General features: G+C 71.6%; 11 protein-coding genes and 1 pseudogene. 8 read left to right on the top strand and 4 right to left on the bottom strand.

Going from position 1 to position 14,806, the window contains the following annotated elements:
- Nucleotides 1–4 precede the first annotated feature (4 nt).
- A complete protein-coding gene (locus tag ACX28W_RS08195; protein ID WP_458998079.1) occupies nt 5–1,078 on the bottom strand; it encodes a class I SAM-dependent methyltransferase in 1,074 nt (357 codons plus the stop codon).
- Nucleotides 1,079–1,191: 113 nt separating this feature from the next.
- Between ACX28W_RS08195 and cobT the strand changes: the two genes are divergently transcribed.
- Nucleotides 1,192–2,301 carry a nicotinate-nucleotide--dimethylbenzimidazole phosphoribosyltransferase gene (cobT, locus tag ACX28W_RS08190; RefSeq protein WP_458998078.1) on the top strand — a complete coding sequence of 370 codons (1,110 nt, stop codon included), beginning with the start codon at nt 1,192–1,194 and terminating at the stop codon, nt 2,299–2,301.
- 154 nt (nt 2,302–2,455) lie between these two features.
- A pseudogene (locus ACX28W_RS08185) lies at nt 2,456–2,973 on the top strand (hypothetical protein).
- Here ACX28W_RS08185 and ACX28W_RS08180 read toward each other — a convergent pair.
- The 3 genes from ACX28W_RS08180 to ACX28W_RS08170 form a co-directional block, all read right to left on the bottom strand.
- Nucleotides 2,910–3,677, bottom strand: a complete 768-nt coding sequence (locus ACX28W_RS08180) for a hypothetical protein (RefSeq protein ID WP_458998077.1) — start codon at nt 3,675–3,677, stop codon at nt 2,910–2,912. The pseudogene ACX28W_RS08185 and the gene ACX28W_RS08180 overlap by 64 nt on opposite strands.
- 165 nt (nt 3,678–3,842) lie before the next feature.
- On the bottom strand, nt 3,843–4,847 hold the full coding sequence (locus ACX28W_RS08175) for a DUF6777 domain-containing protein (protein ID WP_458998225.1): 1,005 nt from the start codon (nt 4,845–4,847) through the stop codon (nt 3,843–3,845).
- Between the two features lie 128 nt (nt 4,848–4,975).
- Nucleotides 4,976–5,536: an LGFP repeat-containing protein gene (locus tag ACX28W_RS08170; protein ID WP_458998076.1), complete on the bottom strand. Its 561-nt coding sequence runs from the start codon at nt 5,534–5,536 to the stop codon at nt 4,976–4,978.
- Between the two features lie 189 nt (nt 5,537–5,725).
- On the opposite strand from ACX28W_RS08170, the gene ACX28W_RS08165 reads away from it, so the two are divergent.
- From ACX28W_RS08165 to sucB, 6 genes are all read left to right on the top strand, one after another.
- Nucleotides 5,726–7,681 carry a sensor histidine kinase gene (locus ACX28W_RS08165; RefSeq protein WP_458998075.1) on the top strand — a complete coding sequence of 652 codons (1,956 nt, stop codon included), beginning with the start codon at nt 5,726–5,728 and terminating at the stop codon, nt 7,679–7,681.
- On the top strand, nt 7,669–8,313 hold the full coding sequence (locus ACX28W_RS08160) for a response regulator transcription factor (RefSeq protein WP_458998074.1): 645 nt from the start codon (nt 7,669–7,671) through the stop codon (nt 8,311–8,313). Before ACX28W_RS08165 ends, ACX28W_RS08160 begins: the two co-directional genes overlap by 13 nt.
- 32 nt (nt 8,314–8,345) lie before the next feature.
- Nucleotides 8,346–9,137, top strand: a complete 792-nt coding sequence (locus ACX28W_RS08155) for an adenosylcobinamide-GDP ribazoletransferase (protein WP_458998073.1) — start codon at nt 8,346–8,348, stop codon at nt 9,135–9,137.
- 262 nt (nt 9,138–9,399) lie between these two features.
- Entirely contained in the window at nt 9,400–10,929 is a 1,530-nt protein-coding gene (locus tag ACX28W_RS08150) for a leucyl aminopeptidase (RefSeq protein ID WP_458998072.1), read from the top strand.
- 319 nt (nt 10,930–11,248) lie between these two features.
- Nucleotides 11,249–12,637, top strand: a complete 1,389-nt coding sequence (lpdA, locus tag ACX28W_RS08145) for a dihydrolipoyl dehydrogenase (RefSeq protein WP_458998071.1) — start codon at nt 11,249–11,251, stop codon at nt 12,635–12,637.
- A gap of 126 nt (nt 12,638–12,763) precedes the next feature.
- The gene (sucB, locus tag ACX28W_RS08140) at nt 12,764–14,554 is read left to right on the top strand and encodes a 2-oxoglutarate dehydrogenase, E2 component, dihydrolipoamide succinyltransferase (RefSeq protein ID WP_458998070.1); all 1,791 of its coding nucleotides are present in this window, start codon (nt 12,764–12,766) and stop codon (nt 14,552–14,554) included.
- The last annotated feature ends 252 nt before the right edge of the window (nt 14,555–14,806 follow it).

Genomic DNA, 14,806 nt, shown 5'->3' with positions numbered 1-14,806 from the left:
CGTCTCATGCCCCCCGCCGGGCGATGACCCGGTACGCGTTCGAGAAGCGGGTGCGGCGGAGGAAGGGCGCGAGGGTGTGGTCGAGGGCCGAGGCCGACGCCAGCAGCGGGGTGGACGCCCCGGTCAGGACCGTGTGCAGCTTGCGCCGGAGAGTGGTCGGCGGGGTGGAACGCCAGGGCGCGTCGAGGTCGGGCAGGAGGCGGCCGAGCGCCAGGGCGAGGGCGCCCGCGAGGTCGTACGGGATGTGTGGTTCGCGGCGGTCCGTCGCGACGATCTCGCAGCCGAGGGACTCCAGTTCGTCCAGCAGGTTGGGCAGCGGCATGAGGTGGAGGTGGCGCGGCTGGCCGTACGACACCCACCACTTGCCCAGCAGCGCGCCGAACGCGCAGTCGGGGTCCGGGACTTCGACGAGCAGGTGCCCGCCGGGCCGCAGGACCGCCATGGCGGCGCGGAGTTCCTCGCGCGGATCGGGGGTGTGTTCCAGGTGGTGGAACATGCTGACGACGTCGTAGCGGGCGCGCAGGCGCCCGGCGGTGCGGGCGTCGGTGAGCCGGCCGCGGTGCGCCTCCTCGACCCGCCCGGCCGCCCGCGCCCGCTCGACCCGCCGGGTGGGGTCGAGCCCGTCGAAGGCCGTGTACGGGTGGACCTCCTTGGCGACGGCAGGGAAGTGCCCGTGCCCGGTGCCTACGTCGAGCCAGCTCTCCGGGTCGGCGTACGGCAGCAGCGCGCGGGCGGCGGCGCGATGGCGGCCACGGTGTCCGCGGGCGCCGAGGAGCCGTACGGCGAAGCCGTCGTGGGCGTCCTCGTGGAACTCCCGGTGGTAGAAGGCCAGCCCCTCCGCCGTGAGCCTCGGGTTCTGGAAGGCGTGAGCGCAGTCCGCGCACTCGTCGACAACGAACGTACCGGGCTTGCGCTGCACCAGATCCGGCGTACGCAGCCGGGTGCGCAGCCGCTTCGAACCGCACCAGGGGCAGTCCTCGCGGCGCGGTTCGTGGAACCGGTCGGTGCCCTGGGCGAGTTCGGCCGCGTAGGCGGCGCGGCGTGCGGTGGGCGAGTGGGGGGTGGGCGTGGGGGGCATGGGCGCTCCTCGGCCATACGACAATCCGATACAAACGGTACGTATCGAATGGCGATCCGGGGTGCAACGACGTGGCGCGGACGTGTTCGATCGGGGCCGGTACTGTTCGGCGAATGAGCTCGCTTAATCTCGACGACTTCACCGATCTGATCGAGCGCCCCGACGGAGGCGTACGCCGCGACGCCGAGGCGCGCCGGGAGCGCCAGATCGTGCCGCCCGGGGCGCTGGGCCGCCTCGACGACCTGGGTGAGTGGCTGGCGGCGGCGCAGTCCGCGGTGCCGGTACGGCAGATCGAGCACCCGCGTGTGGTGCTGTTCGCGGGCGACCACGGGGTCGCCGAACTCGGCGTGTCGGCGCGGCCCGCGGGCAGCGCCGAACAGCTGGTGCGGGAGGTCCTGGAGGGCGCGAGCCCGGCGTCGATCCTGGCCCGCCGGCTGGGCGTGCCGGTGCGTGTGGTCGACATGGCGCTGGACTGCGACCCACAGGGGCTGCCCGACGAGGTCGTACGGCATCGGGTGCGGCGCGGTTCGGGGCGGATCGACGTCGAGGACGCGCTGACTCTCGAGGAGGCGGAGGCCGCCTTCCTGGCGGGGGTCGCCGTCGCGGACGAGGAGGCGGACTCCGGTACGGATCTGGTGGTGCTCGGCGATGTGAGCGTCGGCGGCACCACCGCGGCGGCCGTGCTGATCGCCGCGCTGTGCGGAACCGACGCGTCGGTCGTCACCGGGCGGGGCGGGCGGGCCATCGACGACCTCGCGTGGATGCGCAAGTGCGCCGCCGTACGGGACGCGCTGCGGCGGGCCCGGCCCGTGCTCGGGGATCAGCTGCAGCTGCTCGCGGCGGTCGGCGGGGCTGATCTCGCCGCGATGACCGGGTTCCTGTTGCAGAGCGCCGTGCGGAAGATGCCGGTCATCCTCGACGGGGTCGTCTCGGCCGCGTGCGCCCTCGTCGGGCAGCGGGTCGCCTTCCGGGCGCCGGACTGGTGGCTGGCCGGGCAGAACAGCGGGGAGCCGGCCCAGGCCAAGGCCTTGGACCGGATGGCCCTCGAGCCCCTCCTCGACCACGGGGTCACCGTCGGCGAGGGCGCGGGCGCCCTGCTCGCGCTGCCGCTGGTCCAGGCCGCGGCCGCACTGGCCGCCGAGCTTCCGGAGCAGCCTGCACCGGAGGCCGCGGAAGCGTCCGAGGACCCGGAGGCGGCCGAGGATCCGGAGCAGAGCGAGTAATCGCGTAGGGCTGATTCGGTACCGCCGAAATCCGCCGCCCCGGCCGAGCGGGCACGCCTCGGCGCCGGACCGGTGCTGCGGCTGTGGCGGTCGTTGCTCAGCTTCTTCTCGCGGTGGTGGCAGATCGAGTCGCGGGGAAGACGAGGACCGGAGGATGAGCCGCCTCGCCCGCGCCGAATGGGGACCGCTGTACGTCACCGTGCGCGAGGCACTCGCCGAACGGCGTTGGCGGGCGATTCCGGTGACCCTCGGGGCCGTCGTCCTGACCGCCCTCCTCCAGGTGGTGCAGAACCAGAACGCTTCCGGTTCGTGCAGAACATCGGCGCCGTACGGGCGGAAGAGCCGCTGCGGCTCGCCCTGGTCTCCCTCTTCGTACCGGCCCTGGATCTGCCGGTGCGGGGCGCGCTGCTCCAGATCCTCGTCGTGTTCGGGATCGCCGAGATCTGTCCGGGCCGGTGGCGGATGCTCGTCATCGCGTACGCCGCGACGCCGGCCGTGGTCGGCCTCGCCGTCTTCGTCGCGTGGCGCTGTCGGGCGTACCGGACGGCGGGGGTGGTGATCGCGGCGATCGCCGCGGTCGTCGTGCTGTGCGGGATCTCCGCGCGGCGTCAGCGGCGTCCGGGCAGGGACCGGACGGGCTCCGGGTCCGGTTTGCCGCCGATCCAGTCCTGAATCCTGCGGCTCGGGCCCGACCAGCGGAGGTCGTGGTGGTAGGCACGCAGGATCGACTTGGCACGGGCGCGCGGCCGGCGGCGGTAGAAGCGCCTGGCCCACGGCGAGCCGGGGCGGGCCAGCCGGATCATGCCGATCAGGGCCACGAACGGGACGATCACACCGAAGATCGCGATGCGGCCCTTGCCCTTGCTCAGGGCGAGCAGCGAGAAGACGAAGTTCAAGGCCACGCTCAGGATCACCCCGCCGCGGTTCTGGAGCTCCTCCTCAGTGAGGTCGTTGACGCCGAACGGCAGGAAGCCGCCCAGTACGAGCCCGACCAGCGCCGCCGTGACCAGGACCACCTCGACGCTCTTGCGGCCCTCCTCGGACCAGTACACATCGTCGAGGTGCAGGATCAGCGCGAACTCGTCGAGCACCAGGCCCGCGCCCATCCCGAACAGCACGGCGAACGCGGCCGCGCCGAATCCGTGCCGGGCACTGGCCACCGCGCCGAAGCCGCCGACCACGGTCAGGACGACACCGGGGACCACGTGGTGGATGTGCAGCCCACCCGCCTTGACGTTGCCGAACGGTCCCTTGCCGGCGCGGATGAGCCGGACGACGACCCGGGTGATCACGAAGGTCAGCACGAAGGAGGCGAGCGCCAGCAGGAGCGGCAACTTTCCCGGCTCCACGACGTTCCGCTCCAGCCAATGACCCATATTGCGAACTTTATCCAAGTTCATCCAAGTCCATTCGTGGCCTTGCCCATGGCCGCCATACCGGTAGCGCGCCGCGGCGCCCGGGCGGGGAGAGCAACAGTCCCCCGCCCGGGCGCCTGGAGCGTACGGCCCCGCTGCCGCCTTGGCGGCCTGTGGCATGTCAACTCAGCTTGCTCCGGCTTGATTTCCGTCGGCACCGCCGAGGAGGCCACCTTCCGTTGTACCGGCATCGGTCCCGCCTGTGACGGGTGCACCGGTCGCCATCCCCGCCGAACCATCGCTCGGCGAAAGTGACGGTGAGGGGGAGAGTGAGCCGGTCGGGGACAGGGAGCCGGTCGGGGACAGGGAATCGGTCGGGGACAGGGAATCGGTCGGCGACGGTGTCCCGGTCGGCGACGGTGTCCCTTGACCGTTCCCGTCGCTCGGGTCGTCGGGCAGAGCTTCGTCTTGCGCGCCATCGGTTCCGGCACGCCGTTCGAGTCCCGCGTCCTTCTTGTCGACGTCGACGAGTTCGTAGCGCTCGACCTCGTCCCTGTCCTCCGTGGGCTCGACCTTGACGACCTTGCCAGGGTCGTACGACGTCCATTTCTTGTTCTTGTCCTTGAACTTCACGTCGGCGCGGTCGACATCGTGCTCGAAGGCCCCCAGCGGATTACCACAACCGCATTGCACGACCGGCTTCCCGTTCAGGTCCACCAGGACGGCGATGCCCGCTTCCAGAAGGGCGTCGAAGGGGATCGCCCTACCCTTCTTGTAGTCGTGGTTCTTCACCAGCGTGTCGTTGCGCAGCAGGACCGGCGTCAGCTTCTTGATGAAGCCCTCGATCCGGTCGACATCGCCGAGGCCCTGGACCTTGGCCCATTCCAGAGCCTTCTGACGGTTGGCCGGGGCCTTGAGGAACTCGATGAGCGTGCCCTTGGAACAGCTCCACTGCTTTCGTGTTCCGCCGTAGAGCCCCGCCTCGTCGCCCTTCTTCGTACCGCCGCCAAGGGCCAGCGCCTCGCTGATCGGAACATCCATGGCCAGCCTGGCGGCATCCTCGAAGAAGGGTGCGGCGGCCGGCGCACCGCGGGCGATCGCCTTGACGGCGACCTTGCCGAGCACCGCCCCGCACGCGGTGCTCGTCAGGCCGAGAGCGACAGTGATGACGATCGCCGCCAAGCCGACCACCGCGCGCCTCGCACGCCTGGTCCCTCCGCCACGTGCGGTCCATCCCGGCCGCCCGGTCCCCCGTATGTGTCCCATGCGCTTGCCCCTCCTCCGAGGTTGTGATCTTGATTCAGCGGAATCAGCGGGATTCAGCGGGTGCTGGCCGACAGCGTCCAGCCCTGCCGGCACGTCAACCCGAAGGTGCCCTTGTCGCAGCCCTCGACGATGAAGCGGTAGCTCCCGCTGGTGTGCTTCTGCACCCAGGCACGGCCCGAGGTGCCACCGCGCAGTTCGCGCTGCTCGCCCCGGGGCTCGTAGGAGCTGTAGTGGCGCAGGAGGAACCGGTCGTAGCTGTACGGGGCGGTCGTCCCCCAGTCGGCGAAGGCGTAGCCGCGCCATTCCCAGGCGGCGATGACCATCTGAGTGCCCTGGCTGGGCGACCAGGTGATCTGGCCGTTCTCAAAGGTCTGGCGCTTGCCCTTCCACACTCCACCCACGGTGACGTTCTTCGTGGTGGCGACCGGGCATCCGAGCCAGCCGTTCGCGCCTCCGAGGTCGTCCCAGCGGTCGGCGATGTACTCGTTGCGGCTGACGGGCTTGCACTCGCCCGCCGCCGAGAAGTCCGCGGCGGCGGGAACCGTGCCGGTCAACGCGGCGGCTACGGCGACGGCCGCGGCTGCGAGAGAGCGGCGGGCGGTGACAGTACGCATGGTGGTCTCCCAGGTGAGGGTCCGGTTCGAGATCCGTCCGGCGGTTCACGCGTCCGGTGAATCCGCGGCGGATGTCCGTCCCTGGACTGTCCCCGAGCGGCCGGGGCCACCGCATCGGAGCTGACACGGGAACCACTCTGCGTGTCAGTACGGATACCGAGGGCTCCGCTCCGCCTCTACCGTTGGTCCATGCCCTGGCCTCGTCGCCTCTCCCTGACCACCGCCCTGCTCACCGCCGTGGTGATCGTGGCGGACTGCGCTCTGACGGCCGTCGCGCCGGCCGTCTCGGCCGCGGTCCTGTTCGGGCTGCTCGCGGCCGTGATCGCCGGCGCGCTCTCCACCGGCCTCGGCGTCTTCGTCTCCCACCGCCGCCCCGCCAACCTGGTGGGATTCCTGCTCACCCTCGTCGGCTTCGTACCACCGCTGGAAACCCTCCTCGACACCTATGCTTCGGTGGACCGCTCCCGCCCCCTGCCGGGTGCCGAGACGGTTCACCAGCTGTCCGCGGGCCTGTGGACGCTCTGGTACCTACCGGTCCTGCTGCTGATGCTGTTCTTCCCCGGCGGCCGGCTGCCCCCGGGGCGCTTCCCGCGGGTGGTGCTGTACGGGGTGCTGATCGTCGCCTGCCTCTTCATCGTCGTGGCCGCCCTCGACCCGACCTCGTACGACCCTCCGTTCGAGGAGTACGGGCATCCGTTGCCCACGCTGCCCGAGTCCGTCATCTGGAGTCTTCTGCTGCCGCTGCTCGGGCTGCTCATGGCACTGCTCGTCTGTTCGGCGCTGGTGATGCGGCACCGCTACCGCACAGCGGGCCCGGTCGAGCGGGCGCAGCTGAAGTGGTTCGCGCTGGGGGTCGTCGCACTCCCCGGCACGCTGCTGCTGTGCTGGGTCAACTACCTGCTGTTCGGCGAGCTCACCGCACTGATCTGGGTGGGCCTGGCCGCACTCAGTCTCGGGGTGCCCTCACTCACCGCGCTCGCGATCCTGCGCCACGATCTCTACGACGTGGACCGCGCCACCAGCGCCGTGGTGGCCTGGGGCCTGTTGACCGCCGGACTGCTCGCGGTCTACAGCGCCGCATCGTTCACCGGTGGCCTGGCGCTGGGGCGGGGCAGCGCGGTAGCGGCGGCCGCGGTGACGGCGCTGGTCGCCATCGTCCTCGTACCGGTGAAGAACCGGGTACGCCGGTGGGTGGACCGGCGTTTCTATCCCGTACGGGAGCGGGCGCTGGCTGCGGTCGCCGAGTTGGAGCGCGAGGTGCACGCGGGACGGGCGCGGCCCGAGCAACTGGAGGAGGTGCTGCGGGAGGCGCTGCGCGAACCGCGGCTGCGGGTCGGGTATCTGCTGCCGGGCGGCACGGAGTTCCACGACACGGCGGGGACACCCGTGACCCGGGGCGCCGAGGTACGACTCGCCAGGCGCCCCATCGGGATCATCGACGGGCCCTGCCCGCGCGAGGTCGCCACCGCCAGCGCGTTCCTCGTCGAAACCGTGCGACTGCGGCTCGAACTCAGCCAGGCGCTCAGTGATGTGGAGGCCAGCCGCAGCCGGCTGCTGAGGGCCGGATACCGCGAACGACGCCGCCTGGAGCGGGACTTGCACGACGGCGCCCAGTCCCGGCTGGTCAGCCTCGGCATGGCGCTGCGGCTGGCACAGCGCCATCTCGACGACGGCAGCGTCGACGTCGACGGGCTTCTCGATCAGGCCGTGGCCGAACTGGGCACAGCGGTAGCGGAATTGCGCGAACTCGCGCACGGTCTACGGCCGAGCTCCCTCGACGACGGGCTGGGCCCCGCGCTGGAGGCGCTGGCGATACGCGCCCCGGTGCGGCTCGACTGGCGGCTCGACGGGCGCCCGCTCCCGGACGACGTCGCCACCACCGCGTACTACGTCGCCAGCGAGGCCGTCACCAACGCCGTCAAGCATGCCGAGGCCACCAGTGTCGGAGTGGTCGTCGGCGAGGACGGCAACGGGGCGCTGTACGTGACCATCCGGGACGACGGGCGTGGTGGCGCCGACCTGGGCAGGGGATCGGGGCTGTCAGGGCTCAAGGACCGGGTCGCCGCTCTCGGCGGACTGCTGCACGTCACCAGCACCCCCGGCGGCGGTACGACCGTGGAGGCGGTGCTGCCATGCGTATCGTGATCGGCGAGGACTCGGCCCTGTTCCGGGAGGGCCTGGCACGGCTGCTCGCGGACGCGGGCCACGACATCGTCGCCCGTGCCGCCGACGCGCCGGCTCTCGTCACCGCCGTCACCGAGAACCGCCCCGACCTGGCCGTCATCGACATCCGGATGCCACCGGACCTCACTGATGACGGAGCCCGCGCCGCCCGGCGGATCCGGGATTCCTTTCCCCACCTCGGCATCGTGCTGCTCTCCCAGCACATCGAGACCCGCAACGCCGTGGAACTCGTCGCCCAGGGCCGTTTCGGCTACCTCCTCAAGGACCGCGTCTTCGACGTGGACGACTTCCTGGACGCCCTGCTCCGCGTCGCCGCGGGCGGCTCCGCCCTCGATCCCGAAGTCGTCTCCCGCATGATCGGCGCCCACCGCGACCCTCTGGCCTCACTGACCCCACGCGAGCTGGAAGTGTTGACCCTGATGGCGGAAGGCCACACCAACCTGGGCATCGCGCGGCGGCTGTGGCTGACCGAACGAACCGTGGAGACCCACGTCGCCTCGATCATGGCGAAACTGGGACTCACCACAAGCGCCGAACACAACCGCCGTGTCCTGGCGGTCCTCGCCTACCTCACCGCCCGAGACCGCCGATAGCCAGAGGCGACCGCCCCGGGTAACCTGCGCCGGTGCCCAGGACCCCTCTCGCCCCGCTCCCCCACGGCCTTCGCTTCGCCTTCGGCACTCTCACCGTGCTTCCCGTCAGGGTGACCCGTTGGGATCGTGAGGCGGCGCGCGGCGGGATGCTGTGCGCTCCCTTGGCCGGGCTGGTGGTCGGGGCGGGCGCGGCCCTCGTGGGCCTGGTGTTGCTGGCGATGGGCGCGGGGCCGCTGCTCGCCGCCGTCGCGACCGCCGCCGTGCCGGCCGCGCTCACTCGTGGCCTGCACCTGGACGGGCTCGCCGACACCGCGGACGGCCTCGGCAGCGGCAAGCCCGCCGAGGACGCGCTGCGCATCATGAAGCAGTCCGACATCGGCCCGTTCGGCGTGATCACCCTGCTCTTCGTGCTGCTCGCCCAAGTGGCCGCGCTTTCGCAGGCGTACGACTCCTCGTGGGCCCGGGGTGCCCTCGCGGCCGTCGTCTCCGCGACCGCGGCCCGCCTCGCCCTCACCCTCGCGGCGCGCACCGGGGTGCCCGCGGCCCGCCCCGAGGGCCTGGGTGCGGCGGTGGCGGGCACGGTCGCGGTACGCGGCGCGCTGCTGGTGACGGCGGCCGTCGTGGTCGGCGCGGCGGGCGCGGGCGCGCTCCTGGGGACGTACGACCTGGTGCGCGCCGCTGTGGCGGTCCTCGCCGCCTGCGCGGTCGCCGAACTGCTCCTCCGCCACTGCACGCGGCGTTTCGGCGGCGTCACGGGCGACGTGTTCGGGGGCCTTGCCGAGACGGCCGCGACGACCGCGCTGGTGGTTCTGTCACTGGGCTGAGAACCATCGCCCGCACCCCTTGAGACGATGAGTGTGACTGAAGGCACCGGGAGTGAGGGGTGAGAAGTGGCCATCACACCACCGGCCGGTGAACGCCCGCCGGAATGAGTGAAACCCGGCAGCGCGCGTAGGCTCGTTACGCAGACTTGCCTGCCCAGGTAAAGACCACTGCCCAAGGCCGGATTAGGGTCATTCGTCAGGGCCCGGTCGACCCATCCCTACTCGGCCACAGCGACTTCAATGGAAGCGAGATCTCACCACCGTGACTGCTCTGACTCTCAGCACCGCCGCGGCGTCCGGCCTGCGCGCCGACGCGATCGTCGTCGGTGTCGCTAAGGGCGCCAAGGGCCCCGTCGTCGCACCGGGCGCCGAGGCCGTGGACAAGGCGTACGACGGCGCACTCGCCGCAATCCTGGAGACCCTCGGCGCATCCGGCGCCGAGGGCGAGGTGACGAAGCTGCCCGCGCCGTCCGGCTTCAAGGCACCCGTCGTCGTGGCCGTCGGCCTGGGAGCGGTCCCGGAGAAGGACGACACGTACGGCGCCGAGGCGCTGCGCCGCGCGGCCGGTGCCGCGGCCCGCGCGCTCGCCGGTGCCAAGAAGGCCGTCCTCGCCCTGCCGCTCACGGACGCCGCCGACGCGGGCGCCCTCGCCGAGGGCGCCGCCCTGGGCGCGTACGCCTTCGACGCGTACAAGGAGAACGGCAGGAACGGCAGCAACGCCAAGAACGGCAAGGCCCCGCTCGCCGAGGTCACGCTGCTCGGCGGCAAGCCCCGCGACGCGGTGTACAAGGCGGCGATCGCACGCGCCACCGCCGTGACCGAGGAGCTCAACCGCGCCCGCGACCTCATCAACACCCCGCCGAACGACCTGAACCCCGAGTCCTTCGCGGCCGTCGTCACCGCGGCCGGCAAGGAGCACGGCATCAAGGTGCAGGTGCTCGACGAGAAGGCCCTCGCGAAGGGCGGCTTCGGCGGCATCCTCGGCGTCGGCGCCGGCTCGGCCGCCGGTCCCCGCCTGGTGAAGCTGTCGTACACCTCCGCGAAGGCGACGAAGCACCTCGCCTTCGTCGGCAAGGGCATCACCTACGACTCGGGCGGCATCTCCCTCAAGCCGGCCGGGCACAACGAGACGATGAAGTGCGACATGAGCGGCGCGGCCGCGGTCTTCGCCGCCGTGGTCGCCGCCGCGCGCCTCGGCCTGGAGGTCAACGTCACCGGCTGGCTCGCGCTGGCCGAGAACATGCCCTCCGGTACCGCGACCCGCCCCGGTGACGTGCTGCACATGTACAGCGGCAAGACCGTCGAGGTCCTCAACACCGACGCCGAGGGCCGCCTCGTCCTCGCCGACGCGCTGTGGAAGGCGTCCGAGGAGAAGCCGGACGCGATCATCGACGTGGCGACGCTGACCGGGGCGATGGTGCTGGCGCTCGGCAACCGCACGTTCGGTGTGATGGCCAACGACGACGCGTTCCGTGCGTCGATCGTGGAGGCCGCGGAGGAGGTCGGTGAGGAGTCCTGGCCGATGCCGCTGCCGGAGCACCTGCGCAAGGGGATGGACTCGCCCACCGCCGACATCGCCAACATGGGTGAGCGGATGGGCGGCGGGCTGGTCGCGGGGCTGTTCCTGCGGGAGTTCGTCGGCGAGGGGATCACGTGGGCGCATCTGGACATCGCCGGGCCCGCGTTCAATGAGTCGGGGCCGTTCGGTTACACGCCGAAGGGCGGGACGGGGTCGGCGGTGCGGACGTTGGTGCGGCTGGCTGAGCTCACTGCGGCGGGGGATCTCGGCTAGGTCCTGTCGTCACCTTCCCGTCGTCCGTCCGGAGGGCGGGCCTCGCGGCGGAGCCGTATGACGTCACAGCCCCACGCCCCTGTCGGGGCACTTCACGACCCCGGGTGTGCAAGCACCCGGGGTCGTTTTTTCCCTCCGGGCGTCGCGGTGGGACGTGTCACACACCGGCCCGGCGTCTCGAACGCCCTCGACAGGTGCGAAGATGGGTTCTCGGCAGGACAGGGCCCCCACCACAGGGCCGAAGAAAGAGCGGCCGGAGACCAGCCGCCGCCCGGTCACTGCAGACCGGCGTACGGCGCACATGCATGGAGGACGTGACGTGGCGAACGACGCCAGCACCGTTTTCGACCTAGTGATCCTCGGCGGTGGCAGTGGCGGTTACGCCGCGGCGCTGCGCGGAGCGCAGCTGGGCCTGGACGTCGCCCTGATCGAGAAGGACAAGGTCGGCGGCACCTGTCTGCACCGGGGATGCATCCCCACCAAGGCTCTGCTGCACGCCGGTGAGATCGCCGACCAAGCCCGCGAGAGCGAGCAGTTCGGTGTCAAGGCCACCTTCGAGGGCATCGACGTACCCGCCGTCCACAAGTACAAGGACGGCGTCATCTCCGGCCTGTACAAGGGTCTGCAGGGTCTCATCGCGTCCCGCAAGGTGACGTACATCGAGGGTGAGGGCCGACTGTCCTCCCCGACCTCCGTCGACGTCAACGGCCAGCGCATCCAGGGCCGCCACGTGCTGCTCGCGACCGGCTCCGTGCCGAAGTCGCTGCCGGGCCTGGAGATCGACGGCAACCGCATCATCTCCTCGGACCACGCCCTGGTCCTGGACCGCGTCCCGCAGTCCGCGATCGTGCTCGGCGGAGGCGTCATCGGCGTCGAGTTCGCCTCGGCGTGGAAGTCCTTCGGTACCGACGTGACGGTGATCGAGGGCCTCAAGCACCTCGTCCCGGTCGAGGACGAGAACTCCTCCAAGCTTCTTGAGCGCGCGTTCCGCAAGCGCGGCATCAAGTTCAACCTGGGCACCTTCTTCTCGAAGGCCGAGTACACCCAGAACGGTGTCAAGGTCACCCTCGCCGACGGCAAGGAGTTCGAGGCCGAGGTCCTGCTCGTCGCCGTCGGCCGCGGCCCGGTCTCGGCCGGTCTCGGTTACGAGGAGCAGGGCGTCGCGATGGACCGCGGCTATGTCCTGGTCGACGAGTACATGCGCACCAACGTGCCCACCATCTCCGCCGTCGGTGACCTGGTCCCGACGCTCCAGCTCGCGCACGTCGGCTTCGCCGAGGGCATCCTGGTAGCGGAGCGCCTGGCCGGTCTGAAGAGCGTTCCGATCGACTACGACGGCGTGCCCCGGGTGACGTACTGCCACCCCGAGGTCGCCTCCGTGGGCATCACCGAGGCCAGGGCCAAGGAGATCTACGGCGCGGACAAGGTCGTCGCTCTGAAGTACAACCTCGCGGGCAACGGCAAGAGCAAGATCCTCAACACCGCGGGCGAGATCAAGCTCGTCCAGGTGAAGGACGGTGCCGTGGTCGGCGTCCACATGGTCGGCGACCGCATGGGCGAGCAGGTCGGCGAAGCCCAGCTGATCTACAACTGGGAGGCGCTGCCGGCCGAGGTCGCCCAGCTCATCCACGCTCACCCGACGCAGAGCGAGGCGCTCGGCGAGGCCCACCTGGCCCTCGCGGGCAAGCCGCTGCACTCGCACGACTGATCAGCCACCGGCTGGACGTCAGCCATCGGCCGTACGCCGGCCACCGGCTGTACCTCAGTCACCGCGTCGCTTCTGGGCGCGACGACCACAGACTTCCGCACCATTTCGTAAGGAGCAACAGAAACCATGCCGGTTTCCGTAACCCTTCCGGCGCTCGGTGAGAGCGTCACCGAGGGCACTGTCACCCGCTGGCTGAAGGCCGAGGGCGAGCGCGTAGAGGCCGACGAGCCGCTGCTGGAGGTGTCGACCGACAAGGTCGACACCGAGATCCCCTCCCCCGCCGCCGGTGTGCTCGCCTCCATCAAGGTCGCCGAGGACGAGACGGTCGAGGTCGGCGCCGAGCTGGCCGTCATCGACGACGGCACGGGCGCGCCCGTCGCCGCCCCGGCTCCGGCCGCCGAGCCCGTGGCCGCTGTGGCCGCTCCGGCTCCGGTCGCCGAGGCCCCCGCGGCTCCGGCCGCCCCGGCCCCCGCCCCCGCCGCTCCGGCCGGTGGCGCCACCGGTACCGACGTCGTACTGCCCGCACTGGGCGAGTCGGTCACCGAGGGCACCGTCACCCGCTGGCTGAAGGAGGTCGGCGAGGAGGTCGCGGAGGACGAGCCGCTGCTCGAGGTCTCCACGGACAAGGTCGACACCGAGATCCCGTCGCCGGTCGCCGGCGTCCTGCTGGAGATCGTGGTCGGCGAGGACGAGACCGCGGAGGTCGGCGCGAAGCTGGCCGTCGTCGGCGCCCCGGGCTCGGCTCCGGCCGCCGCCCCGGCTCCCGCTGCCGCCGCCCCGGCCCCGGCCGCCCCCGCGGCTCCTGCTCCGGCGCCCGCGCCGGTGGCTCCCGCCGCTCCGGCTCCGGCCCCCGCTGCTCCGGCCGCCCCGGCCGCCGCCGCCCCGGCCCCGGTCCAGCCCGCGGCCCCGGCCGCTCCGGTCGCGCCCGCCCCCGTCGCCCCGGCCCCCGTCGCCCCGGCGCCCGTCGCCGCGCAGGCCACCGACGAGGGCGCGTACGTGACCCCGCTGGTGCGCAAGCTCGCCTCCGAGAGCGGCGTCGACCTGGCCACCGTCAAGGGAACCGGCGTCGGCGGCCGTATCCGCAAGCAGGACGTCCTCGCCGCCGCCGAGGCCGCGAAGGCCGCCGCTGCCGCTCCGGCTCCGGCCGCTGCCGCCGCTCCGACTGCCAAGAAGGCCCCGGTCCTGGAGGTCTCCCCGCTGCGCGGCCAGACCGTCAAGATGCCCCGCATCCGCAAGGTCATCGGCGACAACATGGTGAAGGCCCTGCACGAGCAGGCCCAGCTGTCCTCGGTCGTCGAGGTCGACGTCACCCGCCTGATGAAGCTCCGCGGGAAGGCGAAGGACTCCTTCGCGGCCCGCGAGGGCGTCAAGCTCTCCCCGATGCCGTTCTTCGTGAAGGCGGCGGCCCAGGCGCTGAAGGCCCACCCGGCCGTCAACGCCCGGATCAACGTCGAAGAGGGCACGATCACCTACTTCGACACCGAGAACATCGGTATCGCGGTGGACTCCGAGAAGGGCCTGATGACCCCGGTCATCAAGCACGCGGGCGACCTGAACATCGCCGGCATCGCCAAGGCCACCGCCGAGCTGGCGGGCAAGGTCCGGGCGAACAAGATCACCCCGGACGAGCTGTCCGGCGCGACCTTCACCATCTCCAACACCGGCTCGCGCGGCGCGCTCTTCGACACGATCATCGTGCCGCCGAACCAGGTCGCGATCCTGGGCATCGGCGCCACGGTCAAGCGTCCGGCCGTCATCGAGACGGAGGAGGGTACGGTCATCGGCGTCCGCGACATGACGTACCTGACGCTGTCCTACGACCACCGTCTGGTGGACGGCGCCGACGCGGCCCGTTACCTGACCTCGGTCAAGGCGATCCTGGAGGCGGGCGAGTTCGAGGTCGAGCTCGGCCTGTAACCCGACCGCTTGTGCGGCGCCCCCGTCCGGAACCTTCCGGGCGGGGGCGCCGCGTTTCTACCGCTGCTTCAGCGTCTTGTCCGACCAGCCCAGCAGCGTCTCCACCCACACGGTCGGGATCGACAGCTTGGCCGCGGGCGTGAGGCGCTGTGTCCGGTACGCCCTGAGGACGTCGTACGTGGCGTCGAGGCCCCCTCGCCGTCACGGATCATGGCCCGGGCGGCCGCCACGTCGCTCGTGACGCCTCCGGGC

The sequence above is a fragment of the Streptomyces sp. SD15 genome (assembly GCF_054462255.1).
Note: the sequence above shows the minus strand (reverse complement) of the source record. Positions and strands in the feature narration are given on the sequence as shown.

Excerpts from the sequence above, each read along its gene's own strand:
- ACX28W_RS08195 (WP_458998079.1), bottom strand. The coding sequence starts at position 1,078 with ATGCCCCCCACGCCCACCCCCCACTCGCCCACCGCACGCCGCGCCGCC.
- cobT (WP_458998078.1), top strand. The coding sequence starts at position 1,192 with ATGAGCTCGCTTAATCTCGACGACTTCACCGATCTGATCGAGCGCCCC.
- ACX28W_RS08180 (WP_458998077.1), bottom strand. The coding sequence starts at position 3,677 with ATGGGTCATTGGCTGGAGCGGAACGTCGTGGAGCCGGGAAAGTTGCCG.
- ACX28W_RS08170 (WP_458998076.1), bottom strand. The coding sequence starts at position 5,536 with ATGCGTACTGTCACCGCCCGCCGCTCTCTCGCAGCCGCGGCCGTCGCC.
- ACX28W_RS08165 (WP_458998075.1), top strand. The coding sequence starts at position 5,726 with ATGCCCTGGCCTCGTCGCCTCTCCCTGACCACCGCCCTGCTCACCGCC.
- ACX28W_RS08160 (WP_458998074.1), top strand. The coding sequence starts at position 7,669 with ATGCGTATCGTGATCGGCGAGGACTCGGCCCTGTTCCGGGAGGGCCTG.
- sucB (WP_458998070.1), top strand. The coding sequence starts at position 12,764 with ATGCCGGTTTCCGTAACCCTTCCGGCGCTCGGTGAGAGCGTCACCGAG.